The sequence below is a fragment of the Acinetobacter sp. 802_lipA genome, assembly GCF_058242885.1.
In genome coordinates, this window is the sequence record NZ_JBZAYP010000001.1 from 1751104 (window position 1) to 1776724 (window position 25621).

The following is a 25621-nucleotide window of genomic DNA, read 5'->3' on the forward strand; positions in this document are numbered from 1 at the left end:
CGCCTCTTAAATTGGGTGAATCGCCTTTAATGGATACCCATTTCAGCCATGATGTGCTTATTCACTTGATGCACATCATATTTATTCAGCGCAATTTCCCGCGAACGCTGCCCCATATATTCAATCAATTTTGGATCTTCAATAAAGTACTGCATGCTTTGCACCAGCTCATCGACTGATTTCACCCCGACCAAATAACCATTCACACCATGCGATACTGTTTCACGGCAACCGGGTGCATCAGTGGTAATAATCGCCCGTCCCATAGCCATCGCCTCTAATACCGTACGTGGCGTGCCTTCACGATAGGATGGCAGCACATAAACCGAACTGGCAGCAATTGCTGGACGCACATCACTCAGTTTACCCCAATATTTGAGGAGACTATCTGCAATCCATTCATCGAGGTCGGCTTTAGAAATAGCTGATGGATTATCATCAATCCAACCGACCAAATGAAACTCAGCTTCAGGATATTGTGCTTTGATGATACGTGCCGATTCAGCATATTCACGCACACCTTTATCCCCCAAAAGCCGTGCAATCAGCAAGAATGAGGCTTTGACCACGCCTGCATCATCTTTCGGTAAAGGCATGACATCAAAATCTTGCACATTCACCCCTGAGCCATTTACCACCACAGTGGGTTTATCAGCATCAAGCAAATGCATGTCTTGGAACAGCTTTAAATCGTCTGGATTTTGGAAAAAGACTTTGTCGCTACGTTTTAATGCTTGCGCATATAAGCCATGCACCAGTTTTTGAAACAGACTGCGCTTACCCGCTTCTACATTTTGAAAGGCATAACCCAGACCAGTAATTAAAGCAAAACGATGTGGCACTTTCGCCAGCCATGACGCGAGCGTGCCATAAATCACAGGTTTAATAGTATAGGACAGCACATATTCAGGCTGAATTTGACGAATTTGCCGATAGATATGTTTTAACAGTTTTAAATCCGCCAGCGGATTAGTGCCTGTGCGCTGCATGGGAATTTCATGCAGATGATAGCCAAGGGCTTGCAGTTTTTGCTGTTCTTCTGGGAATGATGCGAATTCAGGTGCCATAATGTGAATTTCATAGCCTTGCGCATGAATGGCTTCCAGCAGTTTCCCGCGGAAATTTAAAACCGAAGGCAGAAAACTGCTGATCATTAGAAATTTCAACGGCTTTGCTCCCAAACTTGCATATATTGCCGACTCACTTGCTCAATACTAAAATACGCTTCTACGCGCTCTCGCACGGCTTGTTTCAACTGCAATTTTTCATCATTGCTTTGCTGCACATATTTTAAAATTGCTTGTGCCAAAGCTTGCGCATTACGTGGCGGAACAATCCGTCCTAAATCCTGCACAATATATTTGGTATCGCCCACGTCGGTACTAATACAGGGTAAACCTGAGGCCATCGCTTCTACCAAAACATTCGGAAAACCTTCGGTGATTGAAGTCATTAGAAATACATCTATCGATTGATAAAAAGCAGGCATGTCCGAGATTTGATCAAGCAAATGCACTTTTCGAGCATCTAACTGATGCAGCTCAAACAAAGCTTTGACTTCGGGATTTTCTAAACTCGCGCCGCTGCCAGCAATTTTAAAGATGATGTTTTTATCTTTCAGCAAACCCATGGTTTCAAATAAGTATGGATAACCTTTGGCGGTATGATAACGTCCAGCAAAACCAATCACCGTTGGTTCCTTTAACTGTAAATTCGGCTGAAACTTATCGAGAAAAACACCATTGGCAATCACTTGGCTATTGCCATTTTTAAAGCCGAAGGCCTGATGCTGCTGCATAGACGAATGCGCACAATAAATAATGGCACTGGCTTGTTGGGACAGTATTTTGCTTAAGCCTAAGGCAATTTTCGTGCTGATGGATTCATCTTTAGGAGAAGCAAGAGAATGATGAATGCCCCACACCACATTCGGTTTTTGAGCTAAACCAAGCATACTTAAACTTGTGAGCACATTGGCATGATACATCCAACATTGCACGGTTTTGGGTTGTAGTTGTTTCAGTAAACCACGCAGTTTTTGAATCGTACCCAACGTATTTAAACCATTCCACTGCAGTGCATAATATGACTGACAACAATCTAAAGTACGTTGATAAACCTCAGAGGTTTTCATCAATGCAATGATCACATGTTCGTATTGGTGTTCAGTACATTGAATCAGGCGTGCCAACATCATCTCAGCCCCCCCCACGCCTGCAAAATTGGTAATCACATGTACCATTAACGGTTTATTCATATTGCAGACTCCATCATATTTAAGTACTGCTGCAATACCGTTGCTTTATGGAATTGCTGAATATGTGCTTCAAAGTCAGCTTCTGAATAATGTACATAATCGGCAAAAATCGCCTGTTGCATGGCTTGCATCAAGCCAACTTGATCATTGCATTCGACCAATAAGCCAAATTTTGCATGGTCTAAAATTTCCATTGGTCCACTTGGGCAATCGGTACTGACCACCTTCACTTTAGAAGCCAGTGCCTGAATCAGTACACCCGGTAAACCTTCCCAATTGGAACTTAAAACAAACAGCGATGCATATTTAAAATAAGCGTATGGATTGGCATCAAAGCCCGGCAAATCCACCACATCGTTTAAACCCAAGTCAGCCACTAGAGCCTCAAACTCAGCTCGTAATTCGCCTTCACCTAAAATCAATAATCGGGTTTCAGGATGCTGATTATGCAAGGCTTTAAAGGAGCGGATCAGAAAACCAAAGTTCTTTGCTTCAGTGAGACGCCCCACTGCCAAAATCACTTTATTACTATCATTTAAAAATTGATGTGTGACTGGCGCTTTAAGTTTTTCAAAATAGACATCATCTAGCACAGGATTATAAATGGTGCCGAGATTATTATTTTTATAGCCATAATATTCATGAAAATCGGCTTCTACCCCTTTAGAGACACAGATCACTTGCTGTGCCATGGGATAAGTCCAATTCACCAAAGTTTTCAGCACAAATTTAGCAATGCCTTGCAACTTCATATTTTTTGACGGCGTAGATACTTCACGGAAGATCAAACGTGTTGCAACACCTGAGAGTTTTTTCGCAATCCCTGCCACAATATTGGTATGGGTTTGCGTGGCCACTAAGCAATCATATTGCTCAGATTTCATTTTTATTTTTAAAGGCGTGATGCTATTCATCACCCGACCGCAATTAAAATTGACCAATTCAATTTTAGAACTCACTTCGGGTAACAGCTTGGCTTTATCGCCATTCAGGTCACATACGCCTAAATGAATTTTAAGTCCTTGTTCAGCAAAACTGTTCGCCAGTTGAATGACCGTACGTTCTGCACCGCCACCGCCCAAGCTTGGCAAAAAGAACATGACTTTATTCAACATATGCAGACCTAAACTTTATGAAATGGGAGAATATTAAAGATGGTTTTTTGAGGCTTGAATCGAAATGGCACGTTCCACACGGGCACGGTAATCGGTAATGCCAACCAAGTCGCTATCACTGGCACAGATGCTTTGAATTTTGGCTTGATAATCAGCAAAGCTCGACACCACTTTGGCAGGTACACCAATCGCCACGCTATGGTCAGGAATATCTTTGGTCACCACCGAACCTGCACCAATCACGACATTTGAGCCAATGCTCACGCCCGGCATAATAATGCTATTCACACCTATAAAGACATGCGAACCAACTTGAATCGGAGCAAAACGTTGATAGCGTTTGCCTTTATCATCTTTGACTAAGCAGGTACTGCCATCATGGGTAATAAATTTCACGCCTGAAGTCACCGTGACATGATCTCCAATTGAGACTAAAAACGGTTCTGAGCCCCAATTTTTAATATAAATTCGGCAGTTTTCACCAATTTTCACCCCCTTTTTACGTGCATATGCCACACTGCCCTTTGCCATAAAATAAGCAAGATCAAACAGCTGTCGAAAAGCAGAAACCATAAATGCCATACGCATGACCTATGTCAGGATCAGAAAATCAAAAGGGAGAAAATTAAGCTGAATATTTTACGCTGAAAATATGTTTTACGATATGCATAGCACTTTATACGGATTTGATTTTTTTGGCTGGAATACCGACATACACCCCTGATTCAGGTAAAGGTTTAGAAACCAAACTGCAAGCACCAATCACGCTATCATCGGCAATAGTTACACCATCAAGTACCGTAACTCGTGCACCAAGCCAAATATTTTTCCCTAAACTCACGCCCTGCTTGGTAATAGCATCTTTCACCAACAGATCAGGCTCACCAAATTTATGATTACTAGCAATCAAAATACTTTGCGTACCAATACGGGTATTGTCACCAATGCTTACACCACCACAACCATTAATAAAAGACTTAGAATTAATGCTGACATCTTGACCAATCGACACTTTTCCGCCAAAGCATTTGATATAACAGCTTTCACCAATAAAACTGTTATCTGCAATTTCTAAAATCGCACCTTGCTCGACAATTAAACTGACATGATCACCAATATAGACATTCTTACCGATCTTGACTTGGCCATTAATCTCTAGGGTACAGGCTTTGCCGAAGTAACGAAATTGTGTGCCAAATGCCATGTTGTACATCACTTTACGGCACTGTGAAGCAAACCAATTCATGTATTTTAAGATTTTAAAAAACATCAGTTTTTGTTTCTCCACACCCCATATAAAATGGCAAAGTTATAGAAAATTAATGCCACAGGCACCGCAAGTAACATATACACTTTATCAACAAAGACAGCATAGAAGCCTGCAAATAAAGCGAACTTAATGATGAGTTCTACGATTTGCAACTTAAACAACACTTGGCTGTTGCGCTGAGCAATCAGAAAAGCCGAGCTTGGTGGATTACAGAAAATCGCCCAATAGCCCAAAGCTAAAATTTGGAAATAGCTCGAAATACCCACCCATTCACTGCCAAAAACCCATAAATATAAAGATTCAGGCAGAATGAAGAAAATGGCAAATAACGGTAGTGAAACCAGACTAAGCAGCACACTCGCCTTTAAGGCATTTTGATTGGATTCGGTGTTTTTAAATTTGCGAATAAAAAACTGACGCAAGGTTTGCGAAATCAGATTGATCGGTACACGAAGGGTACGCTCGACAATGGCATAGAAACCCATCGCCTGCACACCGACAAAATGCGACACAACATAGTAGGGCAAGTTATGCGAAAAACTATTCAGTAAGGCATGGGGCGTATTGGCATAGATAAAGTCTTTATAATTTTTAAATGTCTGCCAACTCACTTGATAGAGCTGATACTTCAGTAAATAAATCAGCACCGCGACAATCATGATAATGGAGCTGACGTTATAACTGTTCACCAAGCTAATTTGCATCACGAGCGGTAAGGACAGTTGAACCGCTAACACAATAGCACTACGAAAAACATTTAAACCTGCACAGAAATATTCTTTATGTGCGGAAAATTGATAATTATACAGACTTTGAATCAGGGTATTGGCAAGCACACCTGTGGCAACAGCCCCTGCCATTTCAACATTTAAAATTGCACTGATGACGATGCCACTAATGACAGCAATCGCAGTTGAGAATACAGCCCCTTCAAAAATCAGACTCTTTTTATCTTGCTCGTCCGCGACTAACAATGCTTGATCAAGACGTAAATTGGCAACCGTGGATAAAATACTGACAATCGCCAATGCAATCCCGTAAGCACCAAAGTCAGCAACTGAATATAGGCGTGTTAAAACAGGAAGTGCGATAAATGTAATTATCGCACCGACCAGTAAACTTAATGTAATCAGTCCAATGGACTGATATTTTGCGAAAATTTTCGCAATCATCTGTTCAATATCATTTTAAGTTGTTTACGTACCAACGCATAGCCAACTGAATACCTTCGTCAATTTTGAACTGCGGTGCATAACCCAAATGCTGCTCAATTTTGGCAATGCTCGCTTGTGAATGACGTACATCACCCGCACGGAATTCACGGTAAACAGGATCACGCTCAAAGTTCACATCATTTGTCGCAAGCGCTGCCTGAATAGCACGGTACAACGCATTCAAAGTAGTGCGGTCGCCTAGTGCCACATTATAGACCTGATTTTTTGCTTCATCGCTTTGCGTTGTCGCAGCTAAAATATTCGCTTGCACAACATTTTGAATAAAACAGAAATCTCGACTGGTTTCACCATCACCGTTAATAAACACATCTTCACCAGCAATCATTGATGATGTCCATTTCGGGATCACTGCTGCGTAAGCGCCTTTCGGATCTTGGCGTTGTCCAAACACGTTAAAGTAACGTAAGCCAATTGCTTTAAACCCATAAGTTTTCGCAAATACGTCTGCGTATAACTCATTGACGTACTTCGTCACTGCGTAGGGTGAAAGTGGATTACCAATATTTTCTTCTACTTTTGGCAATGCGGGATGATCACCATAAGTCGAACTGCTGGCTGCATAAGTAAAGCTTGCAACACCTGCATCACGTGCTGCAGTGAGCATATTTAAGAAACCACTGATATTGGTTTCATTAGTGGTGATGGGGTCAGCAATTGAACGCGGTACAGAACCGAGCGCTGCTTCATGCAAGACATAATCCACACCTACACATGCTTTTTGGCAATCTGCAAACTGACGTATGTCACCTTCAATAAAGCTGAATTTTGCCCATTGCTCCGCAGTCACTAAGCTTTGTACTTCGTCCAAATTATGCTGATGCCCTGTGGCGAAGTTATCTAAACCTACCACAGTTTGATTGAGCTTGAGTAAAGTTTCTAAAAGATTCGAGCCTATAAAGCCCGCAACACCCGTCACCAACCAAGTTTTGGGTGTAGCTTGTAGGTTTGCACATACCTGTTGATATTGATTCATAGTGGTATGTCCTCTTATAGACGAAGGTCAGATTCGGCTTGAGATAACACATATTTCAAGTCATATAACACATGCTCAGATTTACCTAAGGCACGGATGGCTTGCACGCCCATATCTTTAAACTGGTGATGGGCAACAGCCAAAATTACAGCATCATATTTGCCATTTTCCAGCGCCTGTACTGGGCTAATGCCGTACTCATGTTCAGCTTCAGCTGCATCTACCCAAGGGTCATAAACATCAATTTGAGTGTGATATTCCTTGAGTTCATTGACGATATCAATGATGCGTGTATTACGAATATCTGGGCAGTTTTCTTTAAAGCTTAAGCCTAAAATGAGGACCTTGGCATCTTCAACTTGAATGCGTTTTTTCAACATGGCTTTAACCAGTTGAGTCACCACATAAGCACCCATACCATCATTTAAACGGCGGCCTGCCAAAATAATTTCAGGATGATAACCCATCGACTGTGCTTTATGGGTTAAGTAATACGGGTCAACCCCGATACAGTGCCCACCCACTAAACCTGGGCGGAACGGTAAAAAGTTCCACTTTGTCCCCGCAGCTGTGAGTACATCTTCTGTATCAATACCCATTTTATTGAAGATCAAAGCAAGTTCATTAATTAACGCAATATTCACATCACGTTGCGTGTTTTCAATCACTTTTGCTGCTTCTGCGACTTTGATACTTGGCGCTTTGTGCGTCCCTACCTCAATAATAAGATTATAAACTTCATCGACAAAATCAGCGACTTCGGGTGTAGAACCTGAGGTGATTTTTAGAATACTGGTGACACGATGCAATTTATCGCCTGGATTAATACGCTCTGGGCTATAACCTGCATAAAAATCCTGATTGAATTTTAATCCTGAATTTTTTTCTAAAACAGGAATACAAACTTCTTCAGTTGCACCTGGATAAACCGTTGATTCATAGACAACCACATCGCCTTTTTTCAGTACTTTAGCAATACTTTCGGATGCTTTAACCAAGGGAGTCAGGTCGGGTTGCTTAAATTCATCGATCGGGGTTGGCACTGTCACAATAAAGAAATTACAGTCTGCTAACTGCTGTAAGTTTGTGGTGTAGCTTAAATGCGTTGCTTGCTTTAATTCTTCTGGTGAAACTTCTAAAGTATGATCTTGTCCGCTCTGTAGCTCATCAATACGCTTCTGGTGAATATCAAAGCCCACCACAGGAACTTTTTTTCCAAACTCTACAGCTAGAGGTAAACCAACATAACCTAATCCGATGATGGCAATTTTTAATTCGGAGAGTTGTAACATACTGAAGCCTATGTCATCGATGAATTATCAATCATCGTTATGTTGTAAATAGCGTTAAATTATATCAGAAAATCAAATTTCGATTGTGTAATGATGTTCTAAACATACATAAAAAGTCATACTTCCCGATTCAAATAGATCAAATCTATGGTCTTTTTTTCTATATGCTATTTTGTTAGGATCAAAGTCTCAGGTACATTTTTTATATTTTATAAAAAACCTAATGGAATTACGTTTTAAAACATCAATAACTATATTAAATAGCACGAATAGTATAGAATTTTGCAGTCTGAAACGTACAATTAGGGTTCATTGGCCCGTTCAAAAACATTCAAATTTATAAATAGGATTTATATTCGAGTGAATTACTATCGTTATAGCGTTATTATGCTGGTTTTGAGTTTAGGAATTACAGGATGCGCAATGACCCCTGGACTTCAGACATATGATTTACCACAACAAGGTTCCTATAAAACAGATCAAGGTGCTGAATTAAATGTTGTACCTTTGACACAAAATAATATTCCTGCTATTTCTCAAGCGAATTCGCAAAATTTAGCTCAAATTCAAACGTTATTTCAGCATCAGCAATCCATATATAAGTTAAGTGCAGGTGATGTTCTGTCGATCCAACTTTGGGCTTATCCTGAAATTACACCACCAATTCAAGATGCAACTAATGTAAAAGCTGTTGGTTATCCCATTGATCCTAACGGTAATGTACAGCTTCCTTTAGTCGGGTCAGTTAAAATTGCTGGGAAAACGCTTGCTCAAGCGAATACATATTTGCGTAGTCAATTTAGTAAATATTTAAAACACCCTGATGTTGTCGTTAGAGTGTTATCTTACGAAGGCAAAAGATACTTCGTAAATGGTCAAGTACTTAAAAGTGGACAATACACTTTAAATGATCAACCAATCAGCCTCTATACCGCACTAGGTCAAGCCGGTGGTATTGATACCAAAACTGGCGACACCACTAATATTCAACTCATTCGTAATGGCGCTACGTATAATTTAAATACCATTCAACTCGAAAAAAATGGTTTATCACTACATAATTTATTAATTCGCCCGAATGACACAATTTTTGTAAATACAAAACAAGATCAAAAACTTTATGTCATGGGTGAATCAAGTAAAAGCCAAGCGATTAACTTACGCGATCAAGGCATGTCTTTAAGTGATGTATTGGGTGAAAGTGAAGGGATTAACCCTTACTCAGCTAGTGCAGCTAGAATTTATGTCATGCGTACAGATTTAGATCAGAAGCAGTCAACTATCTATCACTTAAATTTGAGTAGTATTGGTAATCTAGCATTAGCCAATCAATTTTCCATGAAAAAGAATGACATTGTATACATTGATGCAACTGGTTTGACTCGTTGGCAGCGTGTAGTCAATCAGATCATTCCATTCTCGAGCGCACTTTATAGTTTTGATCAGCTTGGGAAATAATTATGGCGTTTAAAAATATACTCGTTGTCTGTGTCGGAAATATTTGCCGTAGCCCGATGGCAGAATATTTCCTAAAGACGAATTGCCCAAAACAACACATTGAATCTGCAGGATTGTCCGCAATGGTAGGACATCATGCAGATGAAAAAGCAATTCATTGTATGGACCAATTTAATATTGATATGCGTCCACATATTGCAAAACAGATCAATGCATCTTTAATTAAGCAAGCAGACTTAATTCTAGTAATGAGTACGAATCAGGCTCAGCATATAGAAAAACAATGGCCGTTTGCAAAAGGTAAGGTCTTTAGATTAGGCCACTGGCAAGGAAAAAATGTCCCTGACCCTTATCAACACGATCAAGACTTTTTTAATGAGTCCTGTAAAAACATAAGCAATTATGTTCAGGATTGGATGCCACATTTTTAATATAAATTATTGAATAATCAGTTGTTAAATTATGACTCAAAACTCAAAAACTGAAGATGATACTATTGATTTAAAAGAGCTCTTTTTTTCTCTGGTTGCTCAATGGAAAACTATCGCTCTTTGCATCATATTAAGTTTAATCTGTGCCTTACTCTATATTCGCACCACACCTTCCATATATTCTACGGATGCTTTAGTTCAAGTCGAAGATGGCAAAAGTGCCGCGTCTGCTGCATTACTAGGCGAACTCAAAGAAGTCTCTGGTGGTCTTGGTCAAAAATCGCCTGCCGATGCAGAGATTGAGATCTTAAATTCTAGAATGGTGTTAGGCAAAGTGATTGATGACCTCAATCTGAACATCAGTATTCAAGATCAAAATAATAGCTTCTTTAAAAAACTACTCTCTTCAGAAAAAGGCCAATTGAAATTTGATGGCCAAGGTGTTAGTTATAGCACCAAGCAAAATAATTTTTTAGTTAAAGAGTTCAGTGTTCCAAATTATTATTTAGATAAAAAACTGACTTTAGATTTCAAAGCAGACTCTAAATTTACCCTAAGTCATAAAGATAAAGTGATCTTTGAGGGTCGTTTAAATCAACTCAATCAATTTGTTGACGGCTATGGAGCTTGGAAAATTAATATTTCAAGTACACAGCCATTTGAACACGCTTTTATATTATCTAAACTCTCACTGCCTTCAGCTGTCAAAAACTTAAAATTAAATTATGGTGTAGCAGAAAAAGGGAAAATGACAGGTGTCATTGGTTTAAATTATGCTGGAGAAGATAAACAGCATATTACTAATGTGCTGAATCATATTTTAGAAATTTATCACCAACAAAATATTGAGCGTAAATCGTTAGAATCAAAACAAACCCTCAATTTCTTAGATCAACAATTACCTGAATTAAAGCAACAACTTGAACAATCTGAAATTAAATTTAATGAGTTTCGTGAAAAATACAATACGGTAGATGTCACTCAAGAAGCTGAACTCATGCTCAAGCAAAATATTGAACTTGAGAAAATGCGTATTGAGTTAAAACAGAAACAAGCCGAATTGTCTGCTAAATATACACTTGATCATCCGTTGATGGCTGAAATTAATGCACAGGTAAATTCTTTAAATCAAAAGACTCAAGAATTAAACAAGTCTATTAAACAACTTCCAGAAACACAGCGCCTGTACTTACAACTTTATCGTGATGTCAAAGTAAATACTGAGCTTTATACATCACTTCTTAATAGCTACCAACAGCTCAAAATTGCAAATGCTGGGGAAATTGGTAATGTCCGTATCATCGACACAGCTGTTGAACCTGAACGACCAATCAAGCCTAAAAAATTAATCATTTTGATTTTATCATTATTTGTAGGTGGTTTTATTGGTGTATTAATTGCACTTATTCGTAACATGCTGCGTTCGGGTATCAAAGACTCTGCTCAAATTGAAAACAACCTTGATCTACCTGTATATGCAACGGTGCCGCGTTCTCCTGTTCAAGAAAGCCGTATTAACATTCTGAAAAAGAAAAAGAATATTCCTATTTTGGCTGTTAAAAACAGTGATGATATTGCGATTGAAAGCTTACGTAGTATGCGTACCGCCATTCATTTTGCTTTAAGTTCTGCAAAAAATAACCTGATTATGATTTCAGGCCCAGCACCAGAAGTCGGGAAATCTTTTATTTCGACCAACTTAGCCACAATTTTGGCGCAAAGCGATAAACGTGTTTTGATTGTAGATGCTGACTTACGTCGTGGATATTTACATAAGTACTTTAACTACGACACTCAACCAGGTCTCACTGAATTACTCAATGGCCAACACAGCTTAGAGACAGTGATTCGAAATACTGAAGTACCTGGCTTAAGCGTCATCTCCAAAGGTAAAAGTCCAACCAATCCATCTGAACTCTTAAGCTCGGCTCAGTTTAAGAACGTCTTGGAACAACTGTCTGAGAAGTTCGATCATGTGATCATCGACACACCACCAGTACTGGCTGTAACGGATGGGATTATTATTTCTCAATATACAGGCGTTAATTTAGTGATTGCGCGTTATGCGAAAACACAAATGAAAGAGCTTGAGTTAACCATCAATCGCTTTGAACAAGCTGGCGTGAAAGTCAACGGCTTTATTTTGAATGATATTCAACGTGAAGCAGGCGGTTATGGCTATGGTTATAACTATGCTTATGCCTATAAAGCCAATAAAGAATCAGACTAAATACATTCTCTAACCGATAAAAAGCCAGAACTTGATTTCTGGCTTTTTATTTTGTATGACAAACGTTTATATATTCAAATCCTTATAGTTTTTTTAAGGACTTCGGCATATATTAATTTGAAAATGTACTGGTGGTACAAAACACGTCATTCATGAAGTCTGCTAAGATGCTAAAAAACTTTTTGAATGTAATAGAATTAGGAAAAATTTCACATGAGTAAAGCCTTACCCATTGCTGTAGCTGTTATTCTAGGCGGTGCTGCACTTGTTCCCGTTTATTATGCATCTCAACACCCAGCTTCAGCCGAAGCCCAAGTTTCAAAAAATGCATCTGCCGTAGAAAAAATTAGCTATGCACTGGGTTATGAGGTTGCTCATCAAACTCCACCAGAACTCGATATTAACAGTTTTGTAACGGGTGTCCGTGCCGGTCATGCTCGTAGCCAACCTGCCTATAGCGAAGAAGAATTAAAACAAGCCTATGAGCAGTTCCAAGAAGAAATGCAGCAAAAACAGGCTAATGATGCGAAGCAAGCACAAACAACCAGTGACAGCTTCTTAACTGAAAATGCGAAAAAACCTGGGGTAAAAACCACAGTGTCAGGCTTACAGTACAAAATTACGCAAGAAGGCACAGGCAAGCAACCCACTGCCAGCTCTGTCGTTACCGTGCATTACAAAGGCCAATTGGTCGACGGTAAAGTCTTCGATAGTTCGCTTGAACGTGGCGAACCGATTGAGTTTCCTTTAAACCAAGTGATTCCGGGTTGGACTGAAGGTCTACAACTCATGAAAGAAGGTGGGAAAGCGACCCTCTACATCCCTTCGAACTTAGGTTATGGCCCACAAGGTGTACCTGGTATGATTCCAGCCAACAGCACGCTTATTTTTGATGTTGAACTGATCAAAGTAAAATAAGACAAGTCAATCAAAGGAGAGCTTTTGCTCTCCTCTTTTTATTGAGAATACAAGATGAAAATTCAAACAACATTACTCTGTGGCTTGTTACTTTCTACACCTGTTTTTGCTGCACCGATTAATAATAAAAGCAGTATCAACCAACAAGTCGGTTATAGCTTTGGCTACCTCATGGGTCGGAGCAATGCCGAGTCTATTCAAGATTTAGATCTCGATGCTTTTGTGCAAGGGTTACGTGAAGCATCTAAAGGTCAAGCTGCTTCATTAAGTGATGAAGACATGGCGCGAGTACTCACCCAATATAAACGCCAAGCCGAGGCAAAACAGTTATTAGAAGTTAAACAACTGGCTGATAAAAATGCCAAAATTGGTGCAGCCTTTTTAGCTGAAAATGCGAAAAAACCCGAGGTAAAAACCACGGCTTCAGGCCTGCAATATATGGTTTTACAACAAGGCCAAGGCAAGTCACCTAAGGCCAACAGTAAAGTCAAAGTCCATTATGAAGGGCGTTTGATTGATCAGACCGTTTTTGACAGCTCGATTGCACGTCAACAGCCTGCGGAGTTTCAAGTCAGCCAAGTGATTCAAGGTTGGACTGAAGGCTTACAGCTAATGAAAGAAGGCGCAAAATATCGCTTCTTTATTCCTGCTAAACTGGGCTATGGCCAAATTGGTTCAGGCGATGTGATTGAACCGAACAGCACCTTGATTTTTGATGTGGAACTGATTGAAGTGTTGCCAAAATAAAGTAGCAATGCAAAGGTAATACTATATACAAAATAAAAAGCCTGATCTTCGTGATCAGGCTTTTTATTAATTTCAATAGGCTTTGTTGCACAAAGATTTCATAACTATATGATTTTAAAAGTTTTGATTATTTTTTGATCCAAAATTAAATTTATTTAAATCAGATGCTTACATATTTATGCAACAAAGCCATTTCAATATATTCTTAAATCAAGTCATGCTTTTTTAAGCTACGCGCTTCGCTTGTCTTGAAGCAGAAAAAAAGCAGCACCTTGTTTTATGCTTCATGTTTGAGGTGACGTGGTCTAAAGCCTGTAAGGAGTAAACCAACCGCATAAGCCACAACACCCACCACACACAGCCCGATCACTTCGGCAACGCGAATCCACTGTGACACGTCACCATTATACCAAGTCAATGCATACCACAAAGCCGCAATCATCACGGCGTTAGAAATACCGAACTGGATAAACAGTTTTTTCCAATGTGCACCAAAACGGAAAATATCGCGTTTGTGTAGATAGAAATACAGCATCCCCGCATTCACCAGAGCAGAACCCGAAGAGGCTAAAGCCAAAGCCATATGCTCTGCCTGCCAGTCAATCAGTTTAAAGAAGCCAATAAATACCACGTTTAAAATCGCATTTGCGGCAACGGCCATTAAACCGACACGAACTGGTGTTTTGGTGTCTTGCTGCGCATAAAATCCAGGTGCAAAGACTTTAATCAACATAAATGAAATCACCCCAGCACTCATACATTGCAGAGCTAAAGCCGTCATTTGAGTATCTTCAATGGTGAATTGACCGCGTTGGAACAGGGCCTGAATAATGGGGGTCGATAACATAAACAGCGCGATACTCGCTGGCACCCCCACTAAAACAATGACCTTCGCAGCCCAATCCATCATGCCACGGAACTTCGACATATCTTGCTCTGCATGACGGGTCGACAATGCGGGTAAAATCACCGTACCAATCGCTACCCCAATCAAGCCCAAAGGTAATTCAGTCATACGTTCCGCACTGTACAACCATGACACTGAACCGTCTTGCATAAACGAAGCCCAAATGGTGTTCAGGAGTAAGTTGATTTGCGTGACGGAAACACCAAATAGCGCTGGCAGCATCAATTTCATGATGCGATCCACCCCTTCATGTTTAAAATCAACTTTCGGTGGAATCAGTAATTTTTTATGCCAAAGTTCAGGAATTTGGATCGCTAATTGCAATACACCCGCAGCAATCACTGCCCAACCGAGTGCCATAATCGGTTCTGCCATATACGGCGTCAGCCACCATGCCCCCGCAATCATCGCAACATTCAGCAATACTGGTGAAAATGCGGGTGAAGCAAAGGATCCATAACTATTTAGAATACTGCTGGCAAAGGCTGTCAGCGACATAAACAATAAATAAGGAATAGTGAGGCGGAACATAGAAACTGCAAGATCAAACTTCTCTGGATCGGCATGGAAACCCGGTGCATAGATGTATAACACTGCTGGAGCTGCAACCATAGCGAGAAAGGTTAAAGCCGTCATAACCGTCATCAAACAACCAAAGACACGGCTAATCAGAATCTGAACTTCCGCATGGGTACGCCCAGTTTTATATTCGGTCAGTACTGGAATAAACGCCTGTGAGAATGCTCCCTCAGCAAATAACCGACGGAAGAAGTTCGGGATACGAAAGGCCACCACAAAGGTATCGAAATCTTTCCCCGCACCAAAGACATTTAGTAAGACAATGTCTCGTACCAAACCCAAGACCCGAGAAAGCATGGTCATTGCACTTACAATTACGGTTGACCGCCACAGCGCCATCGTATCCACCTAGTTTTTCATTTGCCGCTATTGTAATGAAACTTCAGCGAATATTTGATTGTTTAATGTTGTTGTTGACTCTCAATTCATTGACTTTTTAACTGCTGCAAACGATTTCGATAGTCTAACCAATCAAAAAATGGGCCTGGATCGGTCTTACGTCCTGGTGCAATATCGGAATGTCCCGCCAAATGCTGCTGAATTTGAGGATAGGCCTGTTGTAAACAGGCCGTCACGTGTACCAATGTTTCATATTGAGCATCTTCAAAAGGTAAGTCATCACTGCCCTCAAGCTCAATACCAATCGAATAATCATTGCACTCTTTTTTAGCCAGATAGCTTGAGCGTCCTGCATGCCATGCACGGTCGTTAAAATTGACAAATTGTAAGACTTCGCCACTTCTTAAAATCAGTAAATGCGCTGAGACTTGCATGCCTTGAATAGTTTGAAAATATGGATGTACTGACCAATCTAATTGATTTTGAAAAAATTGTTCAATATAGCCGCCGCCAAACTGTGAGGGAGGCAAGCTGATATTATGGATGACAATCAGTTGAACCTCAGTATCAGCAGGACGTGCATTAAAATTAGGCGATGGAATTTGTCTCGCTCCTAGCAGTTGCCCTGCGTGCACTTGAAACGACGGAATGACCTGCATATTTTTATTCCTCAAACCCATTACGCCCTTTGGGCAATCTTTTTTAATGTCTCTCATGCTAAATCTTTCCCCGTTATTTCTCAAATTGATCAGCGTTTGATTCTGAAATTTTCACGCCTCTTTCAGGAAAAATGCTAATATATTGCGCAATTTTCATGGCTTCTATAAAGATACGGACAATCGGATGAGCATATCGCAGCAACTGCTTGAACAATCTATTCAACTGAATATTCAACAGGCATTACAAGAAGACATTGGTGATGGTGACATTACGGCACTTTTGACGCCTGAAGATGAACAAGCGACTGCGACCATTATTAGCCGTGAAGACATGATTCTTGCAGGTCAACCTTGGGTCAATGCATTAATTGCAGCTTTCGATTCCAGTGTACAAATCACGTGGCTAAAAAATGATGGCGATCTGGTTCGTGCCAATGAAACCATTTTTAAACTGGCGGGTTCAGCACGCAGCTTACTTACGGTTGAACGCCCTGCACTCAACTTTGTACAAACGCTATCTGCTGTGGCCAGCAAAACTGCGGAATATGTCAAACAGCTCGATGGCTTAAACACCAAGTTGCTCGACACCCGTAAAACCCTACCAGGTCTGCGTATTGCCCAGAAATATGCTGTCGCGGTCGGTGGTGGTCAAAACCACCGTTTAGGTCTATTCGATGCTTTTTTAATTAAAGAAAATCACATCATGGCAGCGGGTGGCATTGCTCAAGCTATTGCCAAAGCGCATCAAATTGCCCCAGGCAAACCTGTCGAAGTCGAAGTTGAAACTTGGGCTGAATTAGACCAAGCATTGGAAGCCCAAGCCGATATCGTGATGTTAGATAACTTTAGCCAGCAACAAATGATTGATGCGGTCAAGTATGTTGCAGGACGTTGTAAATTGGAAGCGTCAGGGAATATCACCATTGCCAACTTACGTGAAGTCGCAAGCACAGGCGTGGATTATATTTCGATGGGTGTATTGACCAAAGATGTCAAAGCAGTCGACCTTTCTATGCGTTTTAATGCTTAATTCCAATAGTTCGCATTCAATCCACACGCAATAAAAAACGCACTCTAGAGTGCGTTTTTTATTGCGTTAAAACTTACCAGCCCAGTAAGCGTCCGCTGAACCCCATGCCTATTTTTTAATTTGAGTTGGATTTCCAGCGATGTGGTAGTAATTCTTCTATTTGGGTCGCTTTATGCGTCGGCAGCCTTTTCAGCACATCACTGAGATAGGCATACGGATCCAACCCATTCAGCTTTGCTGACTGGATTAAAGTCATGATATTTGCCGCTCGCTGTCCACTGCGCAGCGAACCTGCAAACAACCAGTTCTTACGGCCCAATGCCCAGGGACGCATTGAGTTCTCTGCCCAGTTATTGTCAATGGGTAGATTGCCATCATCCAGATAGCGGCTTAAGGCTGGCCAACGCTTCAGACTGTAATTGATGGCCTTGGCGGTGGGAGAACTCGATGGCACCGTCAGATAATGTTGGTTGAGCCATTCACACAGTTGTTGCATCACCGGTTGGCTGTGCTGTTGTCGGTATTCGCGGCGGTGTTCTGCTGTACCATCGGTCTTTTTCCTGAGTTCTGCTTCTATCGCATACAGTTTCTGAATCATCAGTAATGCCTGTTCAGCGATCTGACTTTTCCCGGTCACATGTAGCTCATGGAATTTACGACGTGCATGCGCCATGCAGCCCACCTCTATGACATCGCCTGATTTAAAGCGTGCTTTATAACCACTGTAATCATCACAGACCAGATGGCCCTGCCAGCCATTCAGGAACTCTTCTGCATGCTGACCTGAACGGCTATCCTGAAAGTCATAGATCACCGCTTGAACTGGATTGTACTGTGTAGTGGCATAGGCCCAGACATAACCTTTCTTCGGTTTTTTCTCATCATCACCCATCCGCATGATGGTGACCGGCGTTTCATCGGCATGGATCACCCGCTGTTGCAGCACCACCTGTTTTAAGGCATTGGCCAGAGGTTCCAGTTCCACACCGCAGCGACCTATCCAGTCAGATAACGTTGATCTAGAAAGCTCGATTCCCGCCCGCTGATAGATCAGACGTTGACGGTACAGCGGTAAATGATCGGCATACTTCGATACCAGCACATGGCTGAGCAGTTCAGGTGAAGCAATGCCTTTATCAATCACATAGGCAGGCATCGCTTGCTGAGTCAGGGTGTCACACTGATCACAGACCCATTTGCCACGCACATGCTGTTCCTTATAGAACTGTGCCGGTCTGAAATGTAGTTTTTCACTGATATCTTCGCCGATACGACGCAAGGTGCAGCCACAAGCACATTGGGTTGATGTTGGTTCATGCTCGATACGGATGGTGTGTAGATGATCGGGCAGCAGTCGACGTTTAGGTTTGTTGACTGTGGCTTTGTGTGTCGCTGCATCAGTTTTATCTGCATTCAGCCGTTCCAGTTCCAGATCAACAGCGGCAATATCTTCTTCGACCGCTTCATCCCACAGATGGATTTGTTTTGCGGTGAGATGTTCGTTTTTACTGCCAAATTTGTGCTGTTTAAATAGTGCGAGCTCATGCTCGTATTTTTGCGTGAGAATGGAAAGATGTTGAACTTTGGCATCCAATTGCTGGTTTGATTTTTCTAATTCTTGATTTGATTGTGCCAAAGACTGATGCTGCATTGCCAACTGCCGGGTAAATTCCAGCAGTTGTTCATGGGTCAGTTGGCTTAAATCAGGCAGTGTATTCATGACCGCAGTATGCCTGAGGTCATGAGAAGAATGAAATAGAACGTTTGGAGAATAGCAGAATGGACCAAGCTAGTTTAGAGCATTGTGACCACTTGCTGTCGTCCAATGCGCTGCCAAGGCAAACCCTGGATCAGTGCCTGTAACTGTTCTGGGCTGAGGGCTACGCTTTCACCCTGGTGAACTTTAGCCCAGTGAAATTTTCCCTGTTCCAACCGCCGGGCACACAGCCAGATGCCCAGTCCATCATGTACCAGCACTTTCATGCGATGGCCACGTTTATTACAGAACAGGTAAGCACAATGCGGTTTGATGTAGCCAAAGGCTCTCACCACCTGAGCCATGGCCGTATCCATACCTGCACGCATGTCCATGGGCTGAGTAGACAACCAGATTTCATCGATACGGATCATGTTGTAAGTGCCTTGAGTAATTCTGCTAAAGCAGATATTTCTGATACTTGCCATTTCAAGCCAATTTCTGCTTTTGAGTGGGGTAAAGTAATTTGAACCGTTAACATGCCAGTAGGGATAGGATCTAATGGTGCGGAGCAAGATAAGGTAATAAATGCAGGTTTATTCGGTAGTAGTGAGCGATCATTCCCTGGCTTAGCATCAATTAAGCGAATCCATTTGGATACAAGATTTGTATTCAATCCATGTTGCAAAGCGACCGAAGCAATTGAAACCTCCGATGCTTTACACGCCTGAACGATCTGCTGTTTAAATTCAGCACTATATGTTCTTCGTTTTATCGTAAGAGATGCGATGGATGTCTGGTTATTTGTAGTCATAAATTTAAGTTCCCACTTGTTTTTAAGTCAGGACTAAATTAAGGCTTATAGGACGAATTCATAAGGTGTGTTCAGCGGACGCTTACCCAGCCCAGTGCTTGCTGCTGTTTTTTCACCAATTCTTGAATGCCCTTTTCCGCCATTTCTAACATGGCATTGCACTGTACACGGGTAAATGGTTTATCTTCTGCCGTACCTTGAATTTCAATAAACTCGCCAGCTTGGGTCATGACCACGTTTAAATCCGTTTGGCAGTTTGAGTCTTCTTCATAGCACAAGTCTAAAAGCACTTCGTCTTGGAAAATACCGACTGAAATTGCAGCCACTAAGCCTTTTAATGGATCTTGCTTAATTTTCTTTTTCTCAAGCAATGTGTTCATCGCATCAATGAGGGCCACCGCAGCACCAGTGATCGCAGCAGTACGTGTACCGCCATCTGCCTGAATCACATCACAGTCGATGGTAATGGTGTTTTCACCTAATTTTTTTAAATCCACCATAGCGCGTAGACTACGGCCAATCAAACGTTGAATTTCTTGAGTACGACCACTTTGCTTACCACGCGCAGCCTCACGGTCACTACGGGTATGCGTCGAACGTGGCAACATGCCATATTCAGCGGTTACCCAGCCTTGACCCTTGCCTTTTAAAAAGCGTGGCACTGAGTTATCAATACTTGCCGTACAAAGAACTTTGGTATGACCAAACTCAACCAATACCGAACCTTCCGCATAACGTGTGTAGTTACGAGTAATGGTGACATCACGTAATTGATCTAATGTTCGTTGGTCGATACGCATAATACGCCCTTCATCTGACTAAATAGGTTGGCGCATAGTATAGCAGAAGCAGACCCAAAGCATTTGTCTGACTGCATTGCATTTGTAATTGATCGCCTGTTTCCCTACCCATCCATATTCTTTGTTAAACTGAAGCTTAAAAGAGGCTGAGGCAATCATCTATGTCGATTCGAGAAGAACGTAAACAACAAAGCCGCCAAGCTTTGCTGAATGCTGCATTACAACTCAGCACCTCTGGACGTTCCTTTGCTCGCATTAGTCTGCGTGAAGTCACTCGCCAAGTAGGGTTAGTACCGACCGCTTTTTATCGTCACTTTAATGATTTGGATGAGCTGGGACTTGAACTGGTCGATCAAGCTGCGCTCCACATCAAAAGTATGTTGACGCAATTAGGACAAAGCTATGTTTATGGTCCACATGCCACGATTGAGCATAGTTTAGATCTATTTTTTCATGCTGTAGAGCAACATCCTGAACAGTGGATTTTCTTGATTGGAGAACGTTGGGGTGGGTCAGCCTTGATCCGTGCAGCCGTTGAGCGAGAAATTGCCTTTTTAATCGATGACTTCGCCCATGAACTAACCCGTATTGAAAGCATGCAACATATTCATGACAGCGAAGACCTCAAAGTATTGGCCAATATTTTAATGGATGCCTCCTTTAACTGGGCCATGCGCTGGATTGGTTTGAGTCGAGATGTAGCTCTCGATAAACTCCAACAGCAGCAGGCTGCATTTAAACTGCAAACCATCGTGCAGATTCAACTCATGTTCCGTGGAATCTCCAATTGGCAACGACCATCTGCTCAAACCAAACACGCCAATCCGACTTTGCATTAAGCCGCTCGCAGACGCAATTTTGGTGTATTACAAAATTTTTAATGCGCTTTACTCAAACTTGGATGCTTTTTCACTATCATAGAGCCAGTTTTTTCATCTGTAGCTCCTATGCGTTTTTTTCTTTTTTTAGCGGCGAGTGTCTGTATTGCCTTGGCATGGCTATTGCCCATTCATTATCGCCCTTGGGTCACCTATACAGGTGAATTGTTTGCATTTTTATCTTTATTTGCACTCTCTGCCTTATTTTTAAAAGAAAAACTCTTGCTCCCGAAAGTGAGTCTGCCACTATTGCTATTGAGTCTGGTGCCCTTCATTCAGTACGGTTTTGGCGAGCTGTTCTTTTTCAGCAAAGCACTGATGTGTGGCTTATATATCTTTGCATTTTGGCTGAGTATGGTTTTAGGTTTTAACCTGAGCCAAAAACCCTTGGAACGTGAGCAATTATTTAGTGGTCTGTGTAGTGTATTTTGGTCGGTCGGTCTGGTAACAGCGCTCATCGCCACTTGCCAATGGCTCAATATTGAACAGTACATTCCCGGTATGACCACTTTAAAAGGCGATCGTCCTTATGCCAACTTTGCTCAGCCGAACAATATGGCAAGCTTTCTGATACTGTCCTTACTCGGCACACTGTACCTATTTGAAAAGAAAAAACTCAGCTCGATTCTGCTGTGCGCAAGTGCTGCATTGATGTTATTTGCGGTAGCCCTGAGTCAGTCCCGCACATCATGGGTCGCAAGTATCTGTCTACTGCTGTATTTGCTCTATCAACAGTACAAAGGTGTGGTTCAACTGAAGTGGTATAGTGCTCTCGCATGGTTTGCGTTGTTCATTGCATTTACTGCGTTTATTCCACAACTCAATCACCTGTTGGCTCAGCTGTCTAATGTCGAAGTGACCCAAACCCGTGATGCGGTTGCGCGAGCAACGGGCGATATGTCACGTCTTGCCATTTGGCAACAGATGCTCCATGCCATTGCTGAGCGACCTTGGTTTGGTTATGGTTGGCATCAAACCAGTGTGGCTTACACCCTAATCAGTGATCAGTTCCAAGGCCCCGTTTGGGTGAAAAGTGCGCACAACTTCATTCTCGACTTTATGTTGTGGAATGGATTAGTGATTGCGATTCCATTTTTTGCCTATCTCAGCTATTGGGGCTATCAACTGCAAAAGCATGCGACATCGCTCGAATCTGTCATTGGACTTCTGATGGTCGGCGCTTTACTGATTCACGGTATGCTCGAATTTCCGTTGTTCTACGCTTATTTCTTACTACCACTCGGGTTGATTCTAGGGATCATTCAATCCCAGCAAAAAGTGAAAACGTGGACTTTACCGAGCTTTGCCATGCCGATTACATTTACTGTCTGTGTGGTCTTGGTCGCACTGATTATTCGTGACTATGAGTTGATGGTACCAAAGCTGAATCAAGCTTCTCGTTATGAACACACCCCTGAAAAGTTCACCAATCAAGATCACATTTTACTGCTGTCGGAGTTTAACCGCCGCATTGAATGGATTCAGTTAAATCCATACAGCAAAGTCAGCCCTGAGCAAATTCGTGACTATGAGGAAATGGTGCTGAACTACCCGATTCCCTATGATTTGATCAAATTTGCCAAACTCTTGGCCTTTAATGGACATGAAGCCGAAGCTCGTCATCAACTATGGCGCTTAAAAACCTTAAGAAAAATTGAGCTGCGTTATGAGGATTTATTGCAGCCAGCATCAGCTGCGCAATAAACATCATTAATCCATAAAAAAAGCCTGCATCAGCAGGCTTTTTTAATTGAATAAGGACTTACAAACACATTCAGCTTATTTTGCAGCGCGTTCTTTTTCAATCAAGTAATCCACGACTTGAGTCACTTTAGCATCTTCACCTTGCACAATATATTTACCATTCACCGTCACAGCAGGAACACCACTGAGTTGATAGCGCTTGGCTAAGTCTTGTGCTTGTGCAATTTTTGAAGTGATCGCAAATGATTTATAAGTGCTGTTAAATTTCGCTTCTGGAATACCAAACTGAGTATAGAACTTGGCTAAAGCAGGTTGCTCTAGAATTGGTTGATTTTGATCATGAATGGCATGGAATAAAGTCAAGTGGGTCTTTTTACGTACACCCAAGGCCTCAGACACATAATAAGCTCGCGCCGCTTGCTCCCACACTGGATTCATGGCTGCTGGCGTACGCACGAAACGCACATCTTTCGGTAGTTTTTTCAACCAAGTCTGCATATGCGGTTCAAGTTTAAAACAGTGACCACAGCCATACCAAAAGAATTCGCGGACTTCAATTTTTCCTGGCACTTCCACCTGTACAGGTGTTGGTACGACGATATAGTCCTGACCTGCCACAAAATTTGCAGCCAATGCGCTACCGGAAATAGCGAAAACAGCGGTTGCTAAGCCACTCAAAAGGAGTTTTTTCATTGAACTTATTGTCCTCAAAATCATTATGATAAGTTTATGCAAATACTATAAATCAAATATGCCAAATTCGTTTTCATTCTGTGAACTTTTTTCAGGCTTTTATCGCTTTTTCTAGAATAAACGCTACACTAAGCCCTATTGAACGTTTTAAATATCATGACTTAAATTGAGGTGCCGACGATGTCGCAACTGAATGTTGATCCACAAGAAATTGCCAAATTTGAAGCATTTGCTGCCATATGGTGGGATCAGCACTCGGAGTTCCGCCCTTTACATATGATCAACCCACTACGCTTAAACTGGATTGATGAACATGCAGGTGGACTCAATGGGAAAAAAGTTCTTGATGTCGGCTGTGGTGGCGGAATTTTAGCTGAAAGTATGGCACGTCGTGGTGCAGATGTGCTCGGCATTGATATGGGCGAAGCTCCGCTGAATGTGGCACGTTTACATGCAGAACAAGAAGGTGTTGAGCATATTGAATATCGCCAAATTCCAGTGGAGCAGCTCGCAGAAGAACAAGCAGGACAATACGATGTCGTGACCTGCATGGAAATGTTGGAACACGTGCCCAATCCAGCCTCAATCATTGAAGCCTGCCATAAACTGGTGAAACCAGGTGGTCATGTATTCTTCTCCACCATTAACCGTAATCCCAAAGCCTACCTGTTTGCTATTATTGGCGCTGAATATGTACTGCGCATGTTAGCCAAAGGCACCCACGATTATCAAAAATTCATTAAGCCCTCAGAACTGGCACATGATATTCGCGGCGCAGGGCTCAAACTGAAAGACATGACGGGTTTACATTACAATCCATTGACCAAACGCTATTGGTTAGCGCCAAATGTCGATGTCAATTACATGGTCTATACCGTAAAAGAAGGTGCTGCATGAAAGCCGTCTTATTCGACCTTGACGGCACACTGATCGACACTGCCGCCGACTTTATTCGCATTATTCAAGACATGTGCCGTGAAAAAGGCGTCGCTGTGGTCGATGCAGACCTGATCCGTAGCCAAGTCTCTGAAGGCGCACGGGCTATGGTGAAATTGGTTTATCCAGAACTGGAAGTCGAAGACCCAATTTTTCTGGCACATCGTCAGCGTTTTTTAGACACCTATGGGGCGGATATTGCGGTAGATACCGACCTATTTACTGGCATGTATCCGCTACTTGAAAAACTTGAAAACCAAGAAATTCCATGGGGCATTGTCACCAATAAACCACGTTGGCTCAGTGAAGCATTATTAGACGCGCTGGATTTGACAAAACGCTGCGCTGTTTTGGTCTGCCCAGAGGATGTCAGCAAAACCAAGCCTGATCCTGAACCAATGTATTTGGCAGCCAAGCACATCACGATTGCGCCTGAAGACTGTATCTATGTTGGCGATCATCCACGTGACATCGATGCGGGTCGTAATGCGCAGATGTATACCATTTTGGCGGCTTATGGTTATTTACCATTCGCGCACAAAGATGACTTAACAGCGTGGCAAGCAGATTGTATAGTGAAGACTGTGGCTGAATTGGACGATGTTATTCAGTCTCTCGTGAGTCAAACTACACCGTCCAATTCACTGACTTGATCACAAT

The 25621-nt window shown here is 41.9% G+C and carries 25 protein-coding genes and 1 pseudogene; 11 read left to right on the plus strand and 15 right to left on the minus strand.

The genetic code is table 11. The annotated features are described in order from the left end of the window. Positions 1–26: 26 nt before the first annotated feature. From AC4CU3_RS08660 to tviB, 8 genes are all read right to left on the minus strand, one after another. Entirely contained in the window at positions 27–1166 is a 1140-nt protein-coding gene (locus tag AC4CU3_RS08660) for a glycosyltransferase family 4 protein (protein ID WP_490738110.1), read from the minus strand. After that, positions 1163–2257, minus strand: coding sequence for a glycosyltransferase (locus AC4CU3_RS08665; protein ID WP_004684221.1), 1095 nt, complete (start codon positions 2255–2257; stop codon positions 1163–1165). The genes AC4CU3_RS08660 and AC4CU3_RS08665 overlap by 4 nt, the downstream gene beginning before the upstream one ends. After that, positions 2254–3372, minus strand: a complete 1119-nt coding sequence (locus AC4CU3_RS08670; protein ID WP_004684219.1) for a glycosyltransferase — start codon at positions 3370–3372, stop codon at positions 2254–2256. The genes AC4CU3_RS08665 and AC4CU3_RS08670 overlap by 4 nt, the downstream gene beginning before the upstream one ends. Before the next feature lie 33 nt (positions 3373–3405). After that, complete coding sequence (locus tag AC4CU3_RS08675; protein WP_004684218.1) at positions 3406–3954, minus strand: acyltransferase; 549 nt, start codon at positions 3952–3954, stop codon at positions 3406–3408. 94 nt (positions 3955–4048) lie between these two features. Continuing rightward, on the minus strand, positions 4049–4618 hold the full coding sequence (locus AC4CU3_RS08680; RefSeq protein ID WP_227555144.1) for an acyltransferase: 570 nt from the start codon (positions 4616–4618) through the stop codon (positions 4049–4051). Between the two features lie 23 nt (positions 4619–4641). Continuing rightward, positions 4642–5814: a lipopolysaccharide biosynthesis protein gene (locus AC4CU3_RS08685; RefSeq protein WP_004684214.1), complete on the minus strand. Its 1173-nt coding sequence runs from the start codon at positions 5812–5814 to the stop codon at positions 4642–4644. A gap of 10 nt (positions 5815–5824) precedes the next feature. Continuing rightward, positions 5825–6850: an NAD-dependent epimerase/dehydratase family protein gene (locus AC4CU3_RS08690; protein ID WP_004684213.1), complete on the minus strand. Its 1026-nt coding sequence runs from the start codon at positions 6848–6850 to the stop codon at positions 5825–5827. A gap of 14 nt (positions 6851–6864) precedes the next feature. Next, complete coding sequence (tviB, locus tag AC4CU3_RS08695) at positions 6865–8142, minus strand: Vi polysaccharide biosynthesis UDP-N-acetylglucosamine C-6 dehydrogenase TviB (protein WP_004684211.1); 1278 nt, start codon at positions 8140–8142, stop codon at positions 6865–6867. A gap of 387 nt (positions 8143–8529) precedes the next feature. Between tviB and AC4CU3_RS08700 the strand changes: the two genes are divergently transcribed. The 6 genes and pseudogenes from AC4CU3_RS08700 to bamJ (AC4CU3_RS08725) all read left to right on the plus strand — a co-directional run bounded on the left by AC4CU3_RS08700 (position 8530) and on the right by bamJ (AC4CU3_RS08725) (position 13926). Further along, a complete protein-coding gene (locus tag AC4CU3_RS08700; protein WP_045015057.1) occupies positions 8530–9600 on the plus strand; it encodes a polysaccharide biosynthesis/export family protein in 1071 nt (356 codons plus the stop codon). A 2-nt stretch (positions 9601–9602) separates the two neighbouring features. Further along, positions 9603–10031 (plus strand): low molecular weight protein-tyrosine-phosphatase, encoded by a 429-nt coding sequence (locus tag AC4CU3_RS08705; protein ID WP_017396973.1) that lies wholly within the window; start codon positions 9603–9605, stop codon positions 10029–10031. A 31-nt stretch (positions 10032–10062) separates the two neighbouring features. Then, positions 10063–10405: pseudogene (locus tag AC4CU3_RS08710) on the plus strand (Wzz/FepE/Etk N-terminal domain-containing protein); the annotation flags it as partial. A 47-nt stretch (positions 10406–10452) separates the two neighbouring features. After that, positions 10453–12261, plus strand: a complete 1809-nt coding sequence (locus AC4CU3_RS08715; RefSeq protein ID WP_424895398.1) for a polysaccharide biosynthesis tyrosine autokinase — start codon at positions 10453–10455, stop codon at positions 12259–12261. Positions 12262–12474: 213 nt separating this feature from the next. After that, positions 12475–13179, plus strand: coding sequence for a BamJ family beta-barrel-assembly machinery protein (bamJ, locus tag AC4CU3_RS08720; RefSeq protein ID WP_004684205.1), 705 nt, complete (start codon positions 12475–12477; stop codon positions 13177–13179). A 54-nt stretch (positions 13180–13233) separates the two neighbouring features. Further along, positions 13234–13926 (plus strand): BamJ family beta-barrel-assembly machinery protein, encoded by a 693-nt coding sequence (bamJ, locus tag AC4CU3_RS08725; protein WP_004684203.1) that lies wholly within the window; start codon positions 13234–13236, stop codon positions 13924–13926. A 277-nt stretch (positions 13927–14203) separates the two neighbouring features. Here the strand turns inward: bamJ (AC4CU3_RS08725) and murJ are convergent, their stop codons facing one another. Then, complete coding sequence (gene murJ / locus AC4CU3_RS08730; RefSeq protein WP_171057596.1) at positions 14204–15760, minus strand: murein biosynthesis integral membrane protein MurJ; 1557 nt, start codon at positions 15758–15760, stop codon at positions 14204–14206. A 77-nt stretch (positions 15761–15837) separates the two neighbouring features. Next, positions 15838–16410, minus strand: coding sequence for a 1,6-anhydro-N-acetylmuramyl-L-alanine amidase AmpD (gene ampD, locus AC4CU3_RS08735; RefSeq protein WP_004684201.1), 573 nt, complete (start codon positions 16408–16410; stop codon positions 15838–15840). Between the two features lie 184 nt (positions 16411–16594). On the opposite strand from ampD, the gene nadC reads away from it, so the two are divergent. After that, entirely contained in the window at positions 16595–17440 is an 846-nt protein-coding gene (gene nadC / locus AC4CU3_RS08740; RefSeq protein ID WP_004684200.1) for a carboxylating nicotinate-nucleotide diphosphorylase, read from the plus strand. A 115-nt stretch (positions 17441–17555) separates the two neighbouring features. Here the strand turns inward: nadC and tnpC are convergent, their stop codons facing one another. From tnpC to rph, 4 genes are all read right to left on the minus strand, one after another. Then, positions 17556–19160 carry an IS66 family transposase gene (gene tnpC / locus AC4CU3_RS08745; protein ID WP_004684361.1) on the minus strand — a complete coding sequence of 535 codons (1605 nt, stop codon included), beginning with the start codon at positions 19158–19160 and terminating at the stop codon, positions 17556–17558. Between the two features lie 74 nt (positions 19161–19234). After that, positions 19235–19570: an IS66 family insertion sequence element accessory protein TnpB gene (gene tnpB / locus AC4CU3_RS08750; RefSeq protein WP_004642106.1), complete on the minus strand. Its 336-nt coding sequence runs from the start codon at positions 19568–19570 to the stop codon at positions 19235–19237. Then, positions 19567–19950, minus strand: a complete 384-nt coding sequence (tnpA, locus tag AC4CU3_RS08755) for an IS66-like element accessory protein TnpA (RefSeq protein WP_004684363.1) — start codon at positions 19948–19950, stop codon at positions 19567–19569. Before tnpA ends, tnpB begins: the two co-directional genes overlap by 4 nt. A gap of 71 nt (positions 19951–20021) precedes the next feature. Next, positions 20022–20750: a ribonuclease PH gene (rph, locus tag AC4CU3_RS08760; protein WP_490738112.1), complete on the minus strand. Its 729-nt coding sequence runs from the start codon at positions 20748–20750 to the stop codon at positions 20022–20024. A gap of 161 nt (positions 20751–20911) precedes the next feature. On the opposite strand from rph, the gene AC4CU3_RS08765 reads away from it, so the two are divergent. Then, positions 20912–21589 carry a TetR family transcriptional regulator gene (locus AC4CU3_RS08765; RefSeq protein ID WP_004684197.1) on the plus strand — a complete coding sequence of 226 codons (678 nt, stop codon included), beginning with the start codon at positions 20912–20914 and terminating at the stop codon, positions 21587–21589. A 108-nt stretch (positions 21590–21697) separates the two neighbouring features. Then, positions 21698–23332 (plus strand): O-antigen ligase family protein, encoded by a 1635-nt coding sequence (locus AC4CU3_RS08770; protein WP_004684195.1) that lies wholly within the window; start codon positions 21698–21700, stop codon positions 23330–23332. Positions 23333–23407: 75 nt separating this feature from the next. Here the strand turns inward: AC4CU3_RS08770 and AC4CU3_RS08775 are convergent, their stop codons facing one another. Continuing rightward, positions 23408–24025 (minus strand): thiol:disulfide interchange protein DsbA/DsbL, encoded by a 618-nt coding sequence (locus AC4CU3_RS08775; RefSeq protein WP_004684194.1) that lies wholly within the window; start codon positions 24023–24025, stop codon positions 23408–23410. Positions 24026–24205: 180 nt separating this feature from the next. On the opposite strand from AC4CU3_RS08775, the gene ubiG reads away from it, so the two are divergent. Together ubiG and AC4CU3_RS08785 are read left to right on the plus strand one after the other, a co-directional pair. Beyond that, on the plus strand, positions 24206–24922 hold the full coding sequence (gene ubiG / locus AC4CU3_RS08780; protein ID WP_004684193.1) for a bifunctional 2-polyprenyl-6-hydroxyphenol methylase/3-demethylubiquinol 3-O-methyltransferase UbiG: 717 nt from the start codon (positions 24206–24208) through the stop codon (positions 24920–24922). Beyond that, positions 24919–25614 carry an HAD family hydrolase gene (locus tag AC4CU3_RS08785; RefSeq protein ID WP_004684191.1) on the plus strand — a complete coding sequence of 232 codons (696 nt, stop codon included), beginning with the start codon at positions 24919–24921 and terminating at the stop codon, positions 25612–25614. Before ubiG ends, AC4CU3_RS08785 begins: the two co-directional genes overlap by 4 nt. Positions 25615–25621 lie beyond the last annotated feature (7 nt).